Origin of the sequence: Singulisphaera chitinilytica, from assembly GCF_049331405.1 — a bacterium.
In the GTDB taxonomy this organism is placed as follows: Bacteria; Planctomycetota; Planctomycetia; order Isosphaerales; family Isosphaeraceae; genus PoT.
This window is the reverse complement of the sequence record NZ_CP186276.1, coordinates 113,284-129,503: the sequence shown is the minus strand read 5'-3', so window position 1 is coordinate 129,503 and position 16,220 is coordinate 113,284. Positions and strand designations below refer to the sequence as shown.

Below are 16,220 nucleotides of genomic sequence, written 5' to 3'. Positions count from 1 at the left end.
CGCCGACCTCCCACCGAAGTCTTGACGGGCGACCGGAGCCAGGTGCCAAATAGCTTCGAGGGGAATGTACAAGGTCAGCGGATCACTCGACGCATGCCGATCTTTAAGGCTGATGACGAGCACCTCGATCCCGACTCGGTGCCGAGGCCGGTCATGGCGATGGGCGTGGCGATTGAGACGGCTCCCGATGCGTTCAAGATGGGGGCGCACCATCACCGCAAGGCGCAGCTCGTCTACTCGGCGCGGGGAACCTTGACATGCGATGTCGCCGACGGCCTCTGGATCGTCCCGCCGGGGTGCGCCCTCTGGATCCCGGGCGGGGCGCGGCACAGCGTCAAGGGCGTGGGAGACCTCGAGGTCTATTCCCTCTTCGTGGACACGGCCTCCGTCGCCGACCTGCCCGAGGCCTGCTGCACCGTCTCCGTCTCCCCGATGCTGCGCGAGATTCTACTCCGTTGCGCCGAGTTCCCCGCGCTCTACCCCGAGAACGGCCGGGAATCTCGGCTCGTGAGCGTGCTCCTCGACGAGCTCGCCGCCGCGCCGGTGGAGAAACTCCACCTGCCGATGCCCTCCGACGACCGCCTGCGAACCATCGCCGACGCGATGGCGAGCGAGCCCTCGGCCCGGGCGTCGATGCAAGACCTGGCCAATCGGGTCGGCGTCAGCGAGCGGACCCTGAGCCGTCTCGTCCTCCAGGAAACCGGCATGAGCTTCGGCCGTTGGCGGCAGCAGCTCCACATCAGCCTGGCCTTGCAATGGCTCTCCCAAGGGTTGTCCGTCCAGTCGGTCGCGATGGACCTCGGATATGAAAGCGCGAGCAGCTTCGTCTATATGTTCCGCAAGGCTTTGGGTTCATCCCCGGCGCGGTACATGACCGAGAGGCTTTCGGGATCGGCGAGTGATCCTGGATAGCGAGGCGGTGGGGAGGAGCCTCTCCAAGGACTCACCGCCCGAGGTCGTCGATGGGTTCGATTCGGGCGTGACTCGCCTCCCGCTGCGTTTCGCGCACCACGATGGGAACTGGTCTCCCAATCGCGGCCACCCTTGAGAATCGTATTCGCTGGGCGGACTGCGGCCGACGCCTCGGCCTTACAATCGCAGGCCGGGTCGGCGCGAACCAAAGGGTTAGGTCTTGCGTACGGGGTCGTAAGAGGCTTTATCTAGATGGTCTCCTCGCCGGGTCGCCCCGACGGGGAGCTTTCGGATACCGACAAGACTTCGGCCGTTGCCGTTAGCCAGGGTTGATCGGGGATCATGAGCGTCGACATCCAGCGGATCAAGGATCAGGTTCTCCAATATTCGGACCAGCTCGATCGGGTCAAGACCGAGGTCCGCAAGGTCCTGATCGGGCAGGACCAGATGCTCGAGCGGCTCCTCATCGCCCTCTTGACCGGCGGGCATGTGCTGCTCGAAGGGGTGCCGGGACTCGCCAAGACGACTGCCATCAAGGCGCTCGCGGCGGCCGTGCACTGCAAGTTCAACCGGATCCAGTTCACCCCCGACCTGCTGCCCGCCGACCTCATCGGCACCTTGATTTATAACCCGCGCGAGGGGGCCTTCAGCACCCGCAAGGGGCCGATCTTCGCGAATCTGATCCTGGCCGATGAGATCAACCGGGCCCCCTCCAAGGTGCAGTCGGCCTTGCTCGAGGCCATGCAGGAGCACCAGGTCACGATCGGCGACGAGTCGTACAAGCTCGAGGAGCCCTTCCTCGTGCTCGCGACCCAGAACCCGATCGAGCAGGAAGGGACGTACCCGCTCCCCGAGGCGCAGGTCGACCGCTTCATGCTCAAGGTGGTCGTCGGATACCCGACCCCCGCCGAGGAACGCAAGGTGATGGACGTGGCCCTCGACGGCCTGCGCCGGGAGGTCCAGCCGGTCCTCGAGCCCGAGCAACTCCTCGCGATGAAGGAAACGACCGCCTCGCTCTACCTCGACGACAAGGTGAAGGACTACGTCCTCGACATTGTCACCGCCACGAGGCACCCCGAGCGGTACAAGCTCGCCGACCTCAAGCCGCTGATCGAATATGGGGCCTCGCCGAGGGCCTCGATCAACCTCTGCCTGGCGGCGCGGGCCCACGCGTTCCTCGTCGGGCGGGCGTATGTGACCCCGCAGGATGTGAAGGATATCGCCGTCGACGTGCTCCGGCACCGGGTGCTCCTGACGTACGAGGCCGAGGCCGAGGAGACCACGCCCGACGTCGTCGTGGGCAAGATCCTCGAGTCGGTCCCCGTCCCCTGAGGCCCTCCCCTTTCGGCCCCTTGCTCCTGCTGACATCATGGCGAAGCGACAGCTTGAAGACGTCCTGAAAGAAGTCCGGCGGATCCAGATCGTCGCGCGCCGGCAGGTGAACGACCTGCTGGCCGGCGAGTACCTGAGCGTCTTCAAGGGGCGCGGGATGGAGTTCGACTCCGTCCGCGAATACGTCCCCGGGGATGAGATCCGCACCATCGACTGGAACGTCACCGCCCGCGCGGGGGCCCCGTTCGTCAAGACGTTCAGCGAGGAGCGCGAGCTGACCGTGATCCTGGCCGTCGACATCTCGGCGTCGGGCTCGTTCGGCTCGTCCCGCCTGAGCAAGATGGAGACCGCCGTGGAGGTGGCCGCCGTCCTGATGTTCACGGCGATCCGGAACCACGACAAGGTCGGCCTCCTCTTCTTCACCGACGAGGTCGTCAAGTACATCCCTCCGCGCAAGGGGCGGGCGAACGTCCTCCGCCTGATCCGCGAGCTGCTCTCCACCGAGCCGATCAAGGCTCCGACCGATATCTCCAAGGCCCTCGAGTACCTCGGGCGCGTCCAGCGCCGGCGCTGCGTGGTCTTCCTGATGAGCGACTTCCTCGGCCCCGATTGCTCGCGGGCTTTGGCCATCGCCAACCAGCGTCACGACTGCGTGGCCGTGACCATGTCCGACCCCCGCGAGTCGACCTTGCCCGACGTCGGTTTCCTCACCCTCCGCGACGCCGAGACCGACGAGCTCGTCGAGCTGGACACAAGGCACCCCCGCGTCCGCGCCCTCTTCGCCACGGCCGCCCGGGAGCGCGAGCAGAAGCTCGCCGGCTGGCTCCGCCGCGCCAGCGTCGACCGCCTCGACATCAGGACGGATCAGCCCTACGCCACGAGCCTCCAGCGCTTCTTCCGGATGCGGGAGCGGCAACGATGACCGCACGAACCTATATTCATGGGGCGATGTTCCTCCTTGTGATCGCGATCGCCGGCTGCGGCGGTCGAGGGAACGGCGGCGGCCAGGGAGACTCCATCGACCGCACCGCCGAAAAGGGTCCGGTCAAGCTCTTCGTCCGCGTCTCGCCCAGAGAGCCGAGGCTCTCCGACCTCCTCCAGATGGACGTGAGCGTCGAGTCTCAGCCCGGGGTCGAGATCAAGCCCCCGGCGTTCGGCCAGGCGGTGGGGGACTTCCTCGTCCGCGACTACACCGAACGACCCGCCGAGAGCGGCGACAAGAATAAGCGTCGGTTCCACTACGAGCTCGAGCCGACGCACGCCGGCAAGCACCTGATCCGATCCGTGGCCATCGAGTTCGCGGATAAGCGCCCCGGCCAGGACGGAAAGGGCGCGCCCACCCTGATCGAGACCGAGCCGCTCGAAGTGAACGTGACATCGGAGTTCGGCGAAGGGGCCCCGGACCTCGCGCGGCTCGCGCCGATGGTGCCGCCCCAGGCCGTCGCCTCGTCGTTGGCGCTCTGGTGGGTGGCAGGTGCGATCGGAGTGCTCGCAGTCGTGGCCTTGGTGCTAATCCGGCGTCGCAAGCGGAAACCGGTCGAGCCCCCTCGCAGAAGCCCCGAGGAGATCGCGCACGAGGCCCTCTCGCTCCTGCTCGCGGAAGACCTGCCGTCGAAGGGCCTCATCAAAGAGTTCTACCTGCGGCTGACGGGGATCGTCCGGCAGTATGTGGAAGGGACGACCGGGATCAGGGCCCCCGACCAGACGACGCAGGAATTCCTCCGCGACATCCGCTCGCGCGAGGTCTTCCCCGCCGAGCGGTCGATCCGCCTCGCCAATTTCCTGGAGTCGGCCGACCTGGTTAAATACGCGGGGCAGGTGCCGGAAGAGGGGCAGATCGAGCAGGCGATCGCCCGCGCCCGGGAGTTCGTCAACGCGGCGCCGGCCCAGGCCGAGGCCGTCGTCCTGGAAGCCACAGGAGCCGAGTCGACCCCGTGAACGCGTTCCGCCTCTACTCCTGGTTCTGGCTGATCCTCGCGCCGCTGGCGCTCGGCCTGCTCGCCTGGCGACGACGGTCGAACCAGCGGCCGGCCGCCATCTTCTCGAGCGTGAGCGACCTCAAGGGGCTCCCCATCACCCTCGCGCAGAGGATCCGGCGCGGCCTGCCCTACGCCTATGGGCTCGGCCTCTTCCTGGTCTTCGTCGCGCTGGCGAGGCCGCAGGCGGGGAAGGCCGAGTCGCGGATCGCCGGCCAGGGGATCGCGATCGAGATGGTGCTCGACGTCTCCGGCTCGATGGAGGCGATCGACTTCCAGCTCGAGGGCAAGGACGTGAGCCGGCTCGAGGCCGTGAAGCACGTCGTCGCCGACTTCGTGCTCGGCTCCAGGTCGACCGGGCTCTCGGGCAGGACGGACGACCTCGTGGGGCTCGTCGCCTTCGGCGGCTTCGCCGACAGCAAGTGCCCCCTGACCCTCGACCACGGCGCCCTCGTCGACATCGTGAAGGGGCTCGCGGTCCCGCGTCCGATCCGGGATAGCCAGGGGGAGGTCATCAACGCCGACAACCTCAAGGAGGAGCTGGCCACCGCCATCGGCGACGGCGTGGCCGTGGGCGTGGATCGGCTCCGGGGTGCGAAGGCCAAGAGCAAGGTCCTGATCCTCCTGACCGACGGCGACAACAACGCGGGGGTCGTCGACCCTCGCGAGGCGGCGAAGATCGCGGCCGAGTCGGGCATCCGGGTCTACACCATCGGCATCGGGCACAGCGGCACGGTGCCGATCCCTCAGGAAGACGACCTGGGCAACCGCATCCTGGTCCCCGCCGAGTTCCGGATCGACGAGGATTTGCTCCGCGAGATGGCCGAGACCGGGCACGGGAAGTACTTCCACGCGTCCGACTCCGAGGGCCTCGCGAACGTCTACGCCGAGATCGACCAGCTCGAGAAGAGCAAGTTCGAGGAGTCGAAGTTCTCCGAGTATCGCGAGCTCTTCCCCTGGTTCGCCGCGCCAGGGTTGGCCCTGATTCTGGTGGTCGGCCTGCTGTCGGAGACGAGGTTCCGATCGTTGCCCTAAGCGAGGGGTTTCGTCCGCGATGGAATGGCAGCATCCGCAATGGTTGTACCTGATCCTGCCGCTGGCCGCGGCCTGGCTGGGGCTCGCCCTGTACTCGAGGCGCAGGCGCCTGCGGGCGGCGTCGGCGTTCGTGGCCAGGCCCATGTGGCCCCGGATCCTCCCGGCCGACTCGCCGGGCCGGTTCTGGGTGAAGACCCTCTTGCGCGAGCTGGGGCTGGTGGCCGGGCTCGTCGCGCTGGCGGGCCCCCGGTTCGGGACGCAGTATGAGGAGGTCATCCCCAGGGGGAGCGACCTCTACGTGCTCATCGACGTCTCGCGGTCGATGCTCGCGGAGGATGTCCCCCCCAGCCGGCTCGGCCGCGCCAAATCCGACGTGGCCTCGCTCGTGAACCGGCTCGAAGGGGAACGCGTCGGCCTGATCGCCTTCGCCGGCCAGGCGGTCGTGAAGTGCCCGCTGACCGTCGACTACGACACCTTCCGCCGCTCGCTGGATGAGCTCGACCCCGAGAGCGCCCCGAGGGGGGGCACGGCGATCGGCGACGCCATCCGCAAGGCCCTCGAGGTCTTCCAGGCCCGCCCCGACCGCGACCAGGCGATCCTGCTCATCACCGACGGCGACGACCAGCAGTCGTACCCTCGCGAGGCCGCCGCAATCGCCGCCGAGCGGAACGTGACGATCTTCACCGTGGGCCTCGGCGACGCCGACCACGGCGCCCGGATCCCGCAAGGGGCCGCTGCAAAGTCGTACCTCGAATATCAGGGGCAGCAGGTCTGGAGCAAGCTCGACGGCTCCTTGTTGAAAGATATCGCGCTGAAGACATCGGGGATCTACGTCCCCGTCGGCACGCGAGCCTATGACCTCGGCGAGCTCTACACCAAGTATCTGCAAGGTCGCCGGGGCACCGACGACCAGGCGCAGACGCGGATCCGGCGCGCGGATCGGTTCCAGATCTTCCTCGCTTTGTCGCTGATCGCCCTCCTCGCCGACGCCCTGATCCGCCCCTATCGTCGGCTCACCGGGGCCTCGACGGCCGAGCCGGGTGCGGCGGCCGTCGAGGTTGAAGCGGAGTCAAAGACGTCTCGAGCCGTGGCGACCGTCGCGACCGCCCTGGCCTTGCTCGCGGCTCCGCAGATCGCCTCGGCGGCGAACCCGGCGGAGTCGGTCGGCGAGGGCTTGCGACTCTATTCCGGGGGGGATTACGCCAAGGCCAGCGACCGGTTCGCGGCGGCCCGCGAGCAGCTCGACCGCAAGGACGCGGCGCAGGCGGCGATCGCGGCGTTCGACCAGGCCTGCGCGGCGCACCGCAAGGGGGATGTGGGCCAGGCGAGGGAGCTCTACCTCAAGGCCGGCCTCGCTCGCGACCGCAAGATCGCCGCGTCGGCCCACTTCAACCTCGGCACGCTCTCGGCCGAGGAGGCCCGCAAGCTCGCGGGCGAGCAGCCGGAGGCCGTCCCGCCGGAGAAGCGCCCGGAGATCCTCGATCAACTGCGCGGAGCGGTGGCCTCGTTCCGGCACGCCCTCGAGCTCGAGCCGAACAACGCCTCGGCCCGCCGCGACATCGAGCTCGTCCGCCAGTGGGTCAAGTATTACGGCGACCGCTGGCACGCCTACGACCGCGAGAAGCGTCGGCAGGAGATGAACCTGCTCGCCTTCCTCGAGTTCCTCAACGAGGCCGAGACGGCCCTCTCCGAGACGGCCAGGCACCTCCCCGCCACGACCCCCGCCGACGCCTATCTCGAGCTCAAGCGGGCGCAGGACGAGCTGACGGAGGAGATCGGCCCGCTCAAGGAGAAGATCAAGGCCGAGCTTCAGCCACCGAGCGACGGCAAGGCTCCGCAGCCTAACGCGAGCGAGGCACAGAAGGGCGTCGAACTCCTCCAGGGGTGGGCGAACGCCGCCGGCCAGAAGATGCAGTCGGCCTCGCGGCAGCTCGAGAGCAAGCAGGGCGTCGCCGCGGCCGACGACCAGAAGGCGGCCGTCGAGGAGTTCGAGAAGATCTGGGAGGCCGTCATCCCCTTCCAGCCGCTCCTCGCCCGCGACCTCGCCGATCAGACGAAGATCGCCCAGGCTTTGGCCCCGCCGGCTGCTGCCTCCGAGGAGTCGGTCTCCAAGGATGGAGAGGATGCCGCGAAGGCCGCGCAGGGCTCGACGCCGACGATAGGCACCGAGGAGGAAGACCTCGCACCGCTGGCCAAGCTCCAGGAGCGGACCCAGCGCAGGACCCAACTCCTGGGCCTCAAGGCCGAGGCCGAGAAGCAGCGGCTGGAGTCTTCCCCGCCGCCGCCTCCGGTTCAGCCTCAGCCCAAGGGCAAGGATCAGGAGGCCGCCCCCAAAGGCCCCACCCCCGCCGAGTTGAAGGCGGGCTATGACAAGGCGATCGAGCTGGCCCCGAAGGCCGTCGAGCAGATGGGCCACGCCCTCAAGGCCCTCAAGCAGCCCGACCGCCAGGCCGCTTACCCCCCTGCCGAAGAGGCCCGCAAGATCCTCGAAGAGATCCAGAAGGCCCAGCCCAAGGACAAGGATCAGCAGGACCAGAAGAAGGACGACGAGCAGAAGAAGCAGGATCAGAAGAAGGACGACGAGCAGAAGAAGGACGACGAGCAGAAGAAGAAGGACCAGCAGAAAGACCAGTCCAAGAAAGATGAGCAGAAGAAGAAGGATCAACAAAAAGACCAATCCAAAAAAGATCAACAAAAAGACGAATCTCAATCCAAGAAAGATGAGCAGAAGAAAGACGAATCCAAGAAAGACGGATCCCAGAAAGACGAGAGCAAGAAGGACGAGAAAAAGGACCAGGGCTCCAGCAAGTCCGATGCGCAGCAGAAGAAGGAGCAGGCCTCGCGCGACCAGATCGAGTCGGTCCTGCGCAAGGTCCGCGAGCGGCAGCAGGAGAAGCGGGAGCGAGATCGGGTGATGATGAAGGTCCGCGGCCTGGGACGGGCGCCCGTGGAGAAGGACTGGTGATGCGAAGGACTCACGCTGCGACCGCAGCCCTGACGGTCATGCTCCTCGCCCTCCTCGGGGCCCCGACTCATGGAGCCGAGGAACCCGAGGTCGAGGTCGAGGCCGGCGCCTCCGAGGTCTTCACGGGCGAAAGTATCGATTACGTCATCGACGTCCGGAACGTGAAGACGCCCGCGGCGCCCGACCTCTCGGCGCTCCGCGAGGACTTCGACATCAAGTCCCTCGGCGACGAATCCCATAATCAATCGTCGACGCTCATCATCAACGGCCGGGTCATCCAGCAGGAGTCGTTCGGCCATTACTATCGCTATCGCCTGACGCCCAGGCGCGGCGGCGCCCTCACGATCCCCGCGCCGACGGTCACGGTGGACGGCAAGACGTACTCGGGGGGCGAGCTGACGCTGAAGGTCACGGCCCCGGAGACGCAGGACCTCGTCGTCGCCGAGATCAAGACGAGCCGCCGCCGCGTCTATCCGACCCAGCCGTTCGACGTGACCTTGCGCATCCTCGTCCGCCCGCTGCCGGACGACCCGGATCGCGACCCGCTGCGGGCCCTGGTCCGCAAGCCGCCGCACCTCGACGTGCCCTGGGTCGACCCGCCGACCGGCCTGACCGCCGACGACAAGTCGCAATGGCTCCAGGACCACCTCGCCCGCGACGGCATCGGATTCACGCTCAATGAATTCAAGCTGCGAAGCATGTCCTTCTTCGAAGGGCCCCCCTCGGCGGTCTTCCACCTCGCCGCCGGGCGGGAGAGTCGGCCGGGGCTCGACGGCAAACCCATCAACTACTTCGCCTACGAGTTGAAGCGCACCTTCACGGCCGAGGCCTCGGGGACCTTCACCTTCGGCGCCGCACTCATCAAGGGGCGGTTCGTCGACGGCGAGGGAGGGTCCGCGTACACCTCCAAGGCCCTGGCCGCGGTCGCCCCGGCGGCGACGATCGAGGTCCGCGACGTGCCGAGCCCCCGCCCCGCCGGCTACTGCGGCGGGGTCGGGAATTACACCCTCGCCGCGACCGCAGCCCCCAAGGCCCTCCGCGTGGGCGACCCGCTGACCCTCACGCTCGAGGTCGCCCGCCAGGAGGGGAGCGGCTCCCTCAACCAGATCTCCGCCCCCGACCTGACCGCCAACAAGGCGCTCGCCGCCGACTTCGACATCGTCGACCGCAGCCCCACCGGCCGGAGCGAGGGGGACGTCAAGCGCTTCGATTACGCCTTGCGGCCCAAGCGTGCCGGGGCCAGCATCCCCGCGCTGAGCGCGAGCGTCTTCAACCCCGACACCGAGGCATTCTCCGAGATCCAGGCGCCGCCGATCGCCCTGAACGTCTCGGAAGCCAGCAGCGTGGGCGCCGGCGACCTCGTCGGGTCCCTCGGGCGATCCTCGACGCCGCAGGTCCGCTCGCGCGAGCAAGGCATCTTCCAGAACGTGACCGATCCCTCGGGCCTGGGCGACGAGCGCGTGAACCTCGTCGTGCTCGCGTCGGTGGCGGCCGGTTCCTGGGTCGTCGCCGGCTGCCTGATCGCCTTCGTGGGCTCGCACCGCCGCAAGTCGGGCGACCTCGACCTGCAGCGTCGGCGGAACGCCCGCAAGGCCGCCGAGCGTCGGCTCGATGACGCGAGAAAGGCACTGGCCGAAGGGCGATCGCGCGAGTCGCTTCGAGCCCTGCGCTCCTCGCTCGTCGGCCTGATCGCCGACACGCGCAACCTCGTCGCCGAGGGACTGACCGCGCGTGACGCCGACATCGCCCTCTCCTCAACCTCCGTGCCGGTCGAAGAGCGCTCGGCCGTCCTCGGGCTCCTGAACGACATCGAGGCCGCCGAATACGGCTCCGGGGCCGGCTCCGAAGTCTCGGCCATGATCGACAAGGCGGCGGCGCTCCTCCCGAGCCTGGCGCGTCAGCTCGAGCGAGGGCCCCGCGCATGAACATGAAACTTCGCCATGCGATGATCTTCTTGAGCCTGATCGTGACGCCCGGCCTGGCCGACGCCGCCGACCTGGGCTCTCGCCAGCGCACCTTCGTCCGGGCCCTCGAGGTCTTCGACGCCGCCAGGTCCCCGCGCGACTACCACGAGTCCGCCGCCCTGCTCGAATCTCTCCTGGCCGACGGCTACCGCAACGGCGCAGTCTACTACAACCTCGGCAACGCCTACTACCGTGCCGGCGAGTACGGGCGAGCCATCGCGGCCTACCGCAAGGCCCAGCCCTTTCGCCCCCGCGACCCCTACCTCTCGGCGAACCTCCGACAGGCCCTCGCCGTGGCCCCCGGCAAGCTCGCCGAGCCCCCCCCACCTTGGTGGCAGCACGTCTTCTTCTGGAGCGGCTCCCTCTCCTTCCCCGAGAAGGCCTACGGCGCCTGCGCCGCGTTCCTCCTCGGGGCCCTCGCCGTTTGCTCAGCCGTCTTCCTGAGGAAACGCATCGGCCACATCCTCGGCCTTGTCATGGTGGCCCTCGGCCTGATCCTCGCCCTCGACGCCGCGCTTTCCTACGCCGACGTCTCCGGCTCCCGCCGCGGCGTCATCACCCGCGAGACGATCGTCCGCAAGGGCATCGGCAAGGACTACGAACCCGCCTTCGACCAGCCCCTGAAGGACGGCGCCGAGTTCACCGTCCTGTCCGAGAACGGCGACTGGCTCCTCGGCCACTTCGAGGGCATCGGCGACGGCTGGCTCCGCCGCGAGGACACGGCCCTTTGATGCATTTTCGCAGTCCAGGGCCGGGCCGTCCCGAAATCCTCGCGCGAGTCGACCTCGACCCCTGACCTGGAACCTTCGGAGCGGACGCGAACCCGAACGGCCGGCATGGGGTCTTCAGGACCATTGGCGCTTCCATCGCCTGCGGACGGGCATGACCATGCGGAGCCCGCTTCGATGTACGAGCCCGTTCATGCGCTGACCGACCGGTACGACGGACCGAGGCGAGGCATCGCCGAGTACGGAGGCCGTCCCCATCGGTTCGAGTCGGAGTGGAGCGACGGCGAGGATATCTTCCTGTTGATGCCCCTCGACGCCGACACGTTGGCCCTGGCCCTCGAGGACTGGGCGATCTGGCGTCGCTGGGAGACGGCTTTCCACCTGGGCGAAACGTCCCTGGAGACCCATCCCGCCTTGCCCGAGGACCGGGCCCGCCACGAGACCCTGCAACGTCTACTGGAGGGTCGCCTGGCGATCGACCCGGCCCTGGCGAGCCGGGCGACGGCCGAGTTCCGGACTCGTCAGGACCCGGAATGGAGCGGCCACGGCTGGCCCTCGTTCGAGGTCTGGTGGTCGGCCCTCCCCGCGGGAGATTGACCGCCACGCGAGGCAGGCCTTGAGGCGATTCCTCGGCCAGGGTTCCCGGGGCGAATGGCATTCCTCCAAATCAATGACATCCCAGTCACATGAATTGTGATTACGGAGGTTCTGATATGGCTTACTCTTCAGATATATCCAAGATTCTTGCCGATCAGATCGCGAAGTTCGTCACCTTGAACCGTCATCAGTTGGTGGGGCACCTGGCGAACCTCGACTTCTGGGCGGAGGAGATCCGGCACTGCCTCCAGGTCATCGACGGCTACGGCCGCCGATTCGAGCGGATGAAGTCGGCCCAGATGAAGTTCGCGGCCGACCACGGGACGACGGAATTCCTCCTCGTCGACCCATGCTGCACGGAGACGAAGGCCGAACCGCCCCGGCGAGTCCCCAGCCAGGAACTCGGCGAGGCGAGGCGACAACTCTGCGACGCCTTCTACAGTTTCCTGCTGCGCTGCTTCCACGAACGCCTCATCGACGAGCCCGCTTTGCGCCGGGCTTGCGGCTCGCTCGACATCGGCGTCGAAACCAGCGACCTCCGCCGGCGCTCCTGAATCCTTATCCGTCCGAGGCACCTCGGCCATTCCGGGCGCATAAGCGATGCCTAGCTGGCCTCGAGGTTGCTAGCTCGCTCGGCTTGTCGTTCCGTTTCATCCTATATGCGGTAGTTCATAAGAGGTTGGCGAGGACGCCGATTCTTTGAGGGCGTATCCGGATCGGACATGGCCATAGGCTTCGGCGAGGACCGGCCGACCGGGAACACGGGCAACCGCCAGGCGAGCTCGAATGTGACGCTGGATCTTATTCGACAGGCTCTTGAGTGCGGGCCAGTCCACCCCTTCCGAGCGTCCCCACTTTCGGGCACCCGCCTCGCTGAAATGGCCGAAATGCGACTTCGTGATAGACCGTCCGCTGATCCCTCCGAAATAGAGCTGAATCAGCCCTCCGCCGTCGATCCTGTAGCGGAAGGTGTGCCCGCCGCAGCGACTGGGATCGAGCGTGATTCGCTCGACCCGAGGACTTGATTCGACGGATGGCGACCACAGTTGCAGAAAGATGGCGAAGCCACTGACGGCAGGGTTCGATCCGACATCTGACGGCAGGGTTCGATCCGACATCGAAGGCCGCCGCGACGTCCGTGGAGTCGAAGAGAAACCGGACCAGTGCCTCGAGATCGGCCCGGGTGGCGAAGAAGTCAAGATTGGCCATCGTGTCAGCCCTGCTCCGTCCGGCCCGCGGTGATCACTTATCTGCACAGGGTCGGCTATCTGCATCAGTGTCGGCAAAAGAAAAAAAAAGCCGCCCCGGGTCACCTTTGGGGGTGACCGGGGCGGCTTGTGGGATTCCGGCGATGACCGACTTTCGCGCCAAGGGCACTATCATGGGCCTGACGGGCTTAACGGCCGTGTTCGGGATGGGAACGGGTGGGACCCCGTCAGTATGGTCGCCGGAAATTCGTCCGCCGGGCGTTGAGGCCCGGCGGACGCGACTTCGGTGGATCGGGTCACGCGTCGAATGGACCGCGGCTGGCGGGCACACCCGAGGACCTCGACGACGGCGGATCCCGTGGGATCGGATCGTCACATGGCCCGGGTGATGTGTGAACCACACCTCGGATCTCATCCTTCGCCATCGGCTTCATGCGAAGCCGGGGGAGGCGGACGGATCGGGGTGGTCAAGCGATTGGCTGTTAGGACCGGTCGGCTGCGGCGATCGCTCGCCGTGCACTCCCGGCCTATCGACCTGGTCGTCTTCCAGGAGCCTTCGCACTTTCGTGCCGGAAACCTCGTCTTGGAGGGGCTTCGCGCTTAGATGCCTTCAGCGCTTATCCGGTCCCGACCTGGCTACCCGGCGATGCCCCGAGCGGGACAGCCGGCACACCAGAGGTCGGTCCTCCCCAATCCTCTCGTACTAGGGGAGACGCTCCGCAAGTTTCCTACGCCCACGGCAGATAGGGACCGACCTGTCTCACGACGGTCTGAACCCAGCTCGCGTACCGCTTTCATTGGCGAACAGCCAAACCCTTGGGACCTTCTCCAGCCCCAGGATGCGATGAGCCGACATCGAGGTGCCAAACCTCCCCGCCGCTAGGGACGCTCGGGGGAGATCAGCCTGTTATCCCCGGAGTACCTTTTATCTGTTGAGCGACGGCCTTTCCATCCAGCACCGCCGGATCACTAACGCCGACTTTCGTCCCTGCTCGACTGATGGGTCTCGCAGTCAGGCACCCTTCTACGTTTGCGGCTCGCGTTGCCCGATTGCCGACCGGGCCGAGGGTACCATTGCACTCCTCCGTTACTCTTTGGGAGGAGACCGCCCCAGTCAAACTGCCCGATGAGCATGGTCCCGGCCCGGGCTACGGACCGGTGAGGATCAGGGTCATTTCAGGGTGGTATTTCACCGATGGCTCACCGACGGCTGGCGCCGCCGTGTCGCAGCCTCCCACCTATGCTACACAGAAAGGACACTGACCCAATGCCAACCTGCAGTAAAGGTTCACGGGGTCTTTCCGTCTGACCGCGGGTACGTGGCATCTTCACCACGGCTACAGTTTCACCGGGTCCCTCGTGGAGACAGTGCTCCAGTCGTTACGCCATTCATGCAGGTCGGAACTTACCCGACAAGGAACTTCGCTACCTTAGGACCGTCATAGTTACGGCCGCCGTTTATCGGGGCTTCGGTCGGCAGCTTCGCTCTCGCTGACCGCCTTCCTCAACCTACCGACACCGAGCAGGCGTCAGACTCTATACGTCCTCTTGCGAGTTGGCAGAGTCCTGTGTTTTTGATAAACAGTCGCTAGAGCCGATTCTCTGCGGCTCACCTTGCGGTGAGCACCCCTTATACCGAAGGTACGGGGTCATTTTGCCGAGTTCCTTCACGAGGGTTCTCCCGAACGCCTTCGGATGCTCGCCTAGCACACCTGTGTCGGATTGCGGTACGGGCCGGTCATGTCGTCCCCGCGGGGCTTTTCGTGGCCGGGAATTCAAAGAGCTTCCAGATCGAATGCTGTCGGCCTTGCGGCACGGGGGTATCTAGCGCCCCGACTCTCCTCGTCCCGGCGTCCTCCGCGGCTCAACCTTCATGACGGGTGGCGGAATATTAACCGCCTGTCCATCGGCTACGCCCTTGGGCCTCGCCTTAGGTCCCGACTGACCCTGGGCGGATTGACCTTCCCCAGGAAACCTTGTGCTTTCGGCGGATGGGCTTCCCACCCATCTTATCGTTACTCGTTCCGGCATTCGCACTTGCCCGCGCTCCACCGGTCGTTTCCATCCGGCTTCGCGGCGGCGGGCAACGCTCTCCTACCATCGTTTCCGATCCGCGACTGCGGCGCGACGCTTAGTCCCCGTCATTTTCGGCGCGGGATGGCTCGACCGGTAAGCTGTTACGCACTTTTGAAATGGTGGCTGCTTCTAAGCCAACATCCCGGCTGTCACCGCGATCCCACTTCCTTTGCCACTGAGCGTCGACTTGGGGGCCTTGGTCGGCGGTCTGGGTTGTTTCCCTCTCGAACGTGAAGCTTATCCCCCACGTTCTGACTCCCGGGGTCCGCCCTGCGGTATTCGGAGTTGGGTTTCGGCGGGTAGGCGGGAAGCCCCCCGACCGAATTCCGTCGCTCTACCCCCGCAGGGTATGTCCCGAGGCTGGCCCTAAAGCCATTTCGGAGAGAACGAGCTATCTCCAGGTTTGATAAGACTTTGACTCCTCCCCACGGGTCCTCCCCCAGTTTTTCAACACTGGTGGGTTCGGTCCTCCACGGCCGGTTAGGGCCGCTTCAACCTGCCCATGGGTAGTTCACCTGGTTTCGCGTCTACTGCACTCGACTATGGCGCCCGATGAAGACTCGCTTTCGCTGCGGCTCCTCCCTGAAGGGATTAACCTGGGGCCGAATACAGTAACTCGCCGGATCATTATGCAAAAGGCACGCGGTCAGGCTGGCCTAAGCCAATGCCCTCCCACCGCTCGTAGGCACGGGGTTTCAGGTTCAGTCTCCTCCCCTCATCGGGGTTCTTCCCACCGTTCGGTCGCCCTACTGGGTTCGCTATCGGTCGTCATCGAGTGCTTAGCCTTGCGGGATGGTCCCCGCCGATTCAGGCCGGGTTTCACGTGCCCGACCCTACTCGGGTACCGGATAGGGGAACTCGCATCGTCGCCTACGGGACTCTCACCCGCTACGGTGTCCAGTTCCAAGGAACTTCGGCTGACGCTCATTCATCCCACGACTCCGGCCCCACGACCCCGGGTGGTGTCCCACCCGGTTTAGGCTGGTCCCCGTTCGCTCGCCGCTACTGAGGGAGTCTCGGTTGATTTCCTTTCCTCCGGGTACTGAGATGTTTCAGTTCCCCGGGTCTCCTCGGGCATTCCGGGATCGACGCTCGTTCGGCAGCTCCCCCGGACATTTCGCAGCCTTCCACGCCCGAATCTCTGATGACGCCTAGGCATCCCCCGTGCCCTTAGGAGCTTGACCACGCCGATCCGGCCGCCGCACGGGTGCGACAGTCGATCCGGCATGGGTCACGTTCCCGCTTGGTGAGTCGGCGTCTCGCGACGCGGCTTCACCACCGTGTAACGATACTTGCGAGACCTGTCCGCCTCTCGGCGTGTCAGTCTCGCGATCCGTAAGGGTTCCACTGTTGTGGAGATACTTGGTATGCCACTACCATTGCTACGGTATTCTTGCGTGACCAAATCACCGAATTGTCAAGGAGCG

General features: G+C 66.2%; 10 protein-coding genes and 2 rRNA genes. 10 read left to right on the top strand and 2 right to left on the bottom strand.

Annotated elements, in window-relative coordinates:
• Window positions 1-93 precede the first annotated feature (93 nt).
• The 10 genes from ACOYYX_RS39900 to ACOYYX_RS39855 all read left to right on the top strand — a co-directional run bounded on the left by ACOYYX_RS39900 (window position 94) and on the right by ACOYYX_RS39855 (window position 12,063).
• On the top strand, window positions 94-912 hold the full coding sequence (locus tag ACOYYX_RS39900) for an AraC family transcriptional regulator (RefSeq protein WP_422931997.1): 819 nt from the start codon (window positions 94-96) through the stop codon (window positions 910-912).
• Window positions 913-1,254: 342 nt separating this feature from the next.
• Window positions 1,255-2,244, top strand: a complete 990-nt coding sequence (locus tag ACOYYX_RS39895) for an AAA family ATPase (RefSeq protein WP_422931996.1) — start codon at window positions 1,255-1,257, stop codon at window positions 2,242-2,244.
• Between the two features lie 37 nt (window positions 2,245-2,281).
• Complete coding sequence (locus tag ACOYYX_RS39890; RefSeq protein WP_422931995.1) at window positions 2,282-3,166, top strand: DUF58 domain-containing protein; 885 nt, start codon at window positions 2,282-2,284, stop codon at window positions 3,164-3,166.
• The gene (locus ACOYYX_RS39885) at window positions 3,163-4,182 is read left to right on the top strand and encodes a hypothetical protein (protein WP_422931994.1); all 1,020 of its coding nucleotides are present in this window, start codon (window positions 3,163-3,165) and stop codon (window positions 4,180-4,182) included. The genes ACOYYX_RS39890 and ACOYYX_RS39885 overlap by 4 nt, the downstream gene beginning before the upstream one ends.
• Window positions 4,179-5,255, top strand: a complete 1,077-nt coding sequence (locus tag ACOYYX_RS39880; RefSeq protein ID WP_422931993.1) for a VWA domain-containing protein — start codon at window positions 4,179-4,181, stop codon at window positions 5,253-5,255. The genes ACOYYX_RS39885 and ACOYYX_RS39880 overlap by 4 nt, the downstream gene beginning before the upstream one ends.
• 19 nt (window positions 5,256-5,274) lie before the next feature.
• A complete protein-coding gene (locus ACOYYX_RS39875) occupies window positions 5,275-8,220 on the top strand; it encodes a VWA domain-containing protein (protein WP_422931992.1) in 2,946 nt (981 codons plus the stop codon).
• Window positions 8,220-10,145, top strand: a complete 1,926-nt coding sequence (locus ACOYYX_RS39870; protein WP_422931991.1) for a BatD family protein — start codon at window positions 8,220-8,222, stop codon at window positions 10,143-10,145. Before ACOYYX_RS39875 ends, ACOYYX_RS39870 begins: the two co-directional genes overlap by 1 nt.
• Complete coding sequence (locus ACOYYX_RS39865) at window positions 10,142-10,915, top strand: tetratricopeptide repeat protein (RefSeq protein ID WP_422931990.1); 774 nt, start codon at window positions 10,142-10,144, stop codon at window positions 10,913-10,915. Before ACOYYX_RS39870 ends, ACOYYX_RS39865 begins: the two co-directional genes overlap by 4 nt.
• 174 nt (window positions 10,916-11,089) lie before the next feature.
• On the top strand, window positions 11,090-11,509 hold the full coding sequence (locus tag ACOYYX_RS39860; protein ID WP_422931989.1) for a hypothetical protein: 420 nt from the start codon (window positions 11,090-11,092) through the stop codon (window positions 11,507-11,509).
• Between the two features lie 116 nt (window positions 11,510-11,625).
• Entirely contained in the window at window positions 11,626-12,063 is a 438-nt protein-coding gene (locus ACOYYX_RS39855) for a hypothetical protein (protein WP_422931988.1), read from the top strand.
• A 789-nt stretch (window positions 12,064-12,852) separates the two neighbouring features.
• Here the strand turns inward: ACOYYX_RS39855 and rrf are convergent.
• A 5S ribosomal RNA gene (rrf, locus tag ACOYYX_RS39850) occupies window positions 12,853-12,961 on the bottom strand.
• Between the two features lie 219 nt (window positions 12,962-13,180).
• Window positions 13,181-15,977 (bottom strand): 23S ribosomal RNA (locus ACOYYX_RS39845).
• Between the last annotated feature and the right edge of the window lie 243 nt (window positions 15,978-16,220).

Coding starts and splice junctions, on each gene's coding strand:
- ACOYYX_RS39855 (WP_422931988.1), top strand. CDS start 11,626: ATGGCTTACTCTTCAGATATATCCAAGATTCTTGCCGATCAGATCGCG.
- ACOYYX_RS39870 (WP_422931991.1), top strand. CDS start 8,220: ATGCGAAGGACTCACGCTGCGACCGCAGCCCTGACGGTCATGCTCCTC.
- ACOYYX_RS39890 (WP_422931995.1), top strand. CDS start 2,282: ATGGCGAAGCGACAGCTTGAAGACGTCCTGAAAGAAGTCCGGCGGATC.
- ACOYYX_RS39885 (WP_422931994.1), top strand. CDS start 3,163: ATGACCGCACGAACCTATATTCATGGGGCGATGTTCCTCCTTGTGATC.
- ACOYYX_RS39860 (WP_422931989.1), top strand. CDS start 11,090: ATGTACGAGCCCGTTCATGCGCTGACCGACCGGTACGACGGACCGAGG.
- ACOYYX_RS39895 (WP_422931996.1), top strand. CDS start 1,255: ATGAGCGTCGACATCCAGCGGATCAAGGATCAGGTTCTCCAATATTCG.
- ACOYYX_RS39875 (WP_422931992.1), top strand. CDS start 5,275: ATGGAATGGCAGCATCCGCAATGGTTGTACCTGATCCTGCCGCTGGCC.
- ACOYYX_RS39865 (WP_422931990.1), top strand. CDS start 10,142: ATGAACATGAAACTTCGCCATGCGATGATCTTCTTGAGCCTGATCGTG.
- ACOYYX_RS39900 (WP_422931997.1), top strand. CDS start 94: ATGCCGATCTTTAAGGCTGATGACGAGCACCTCGATCCCGACTCGGTG.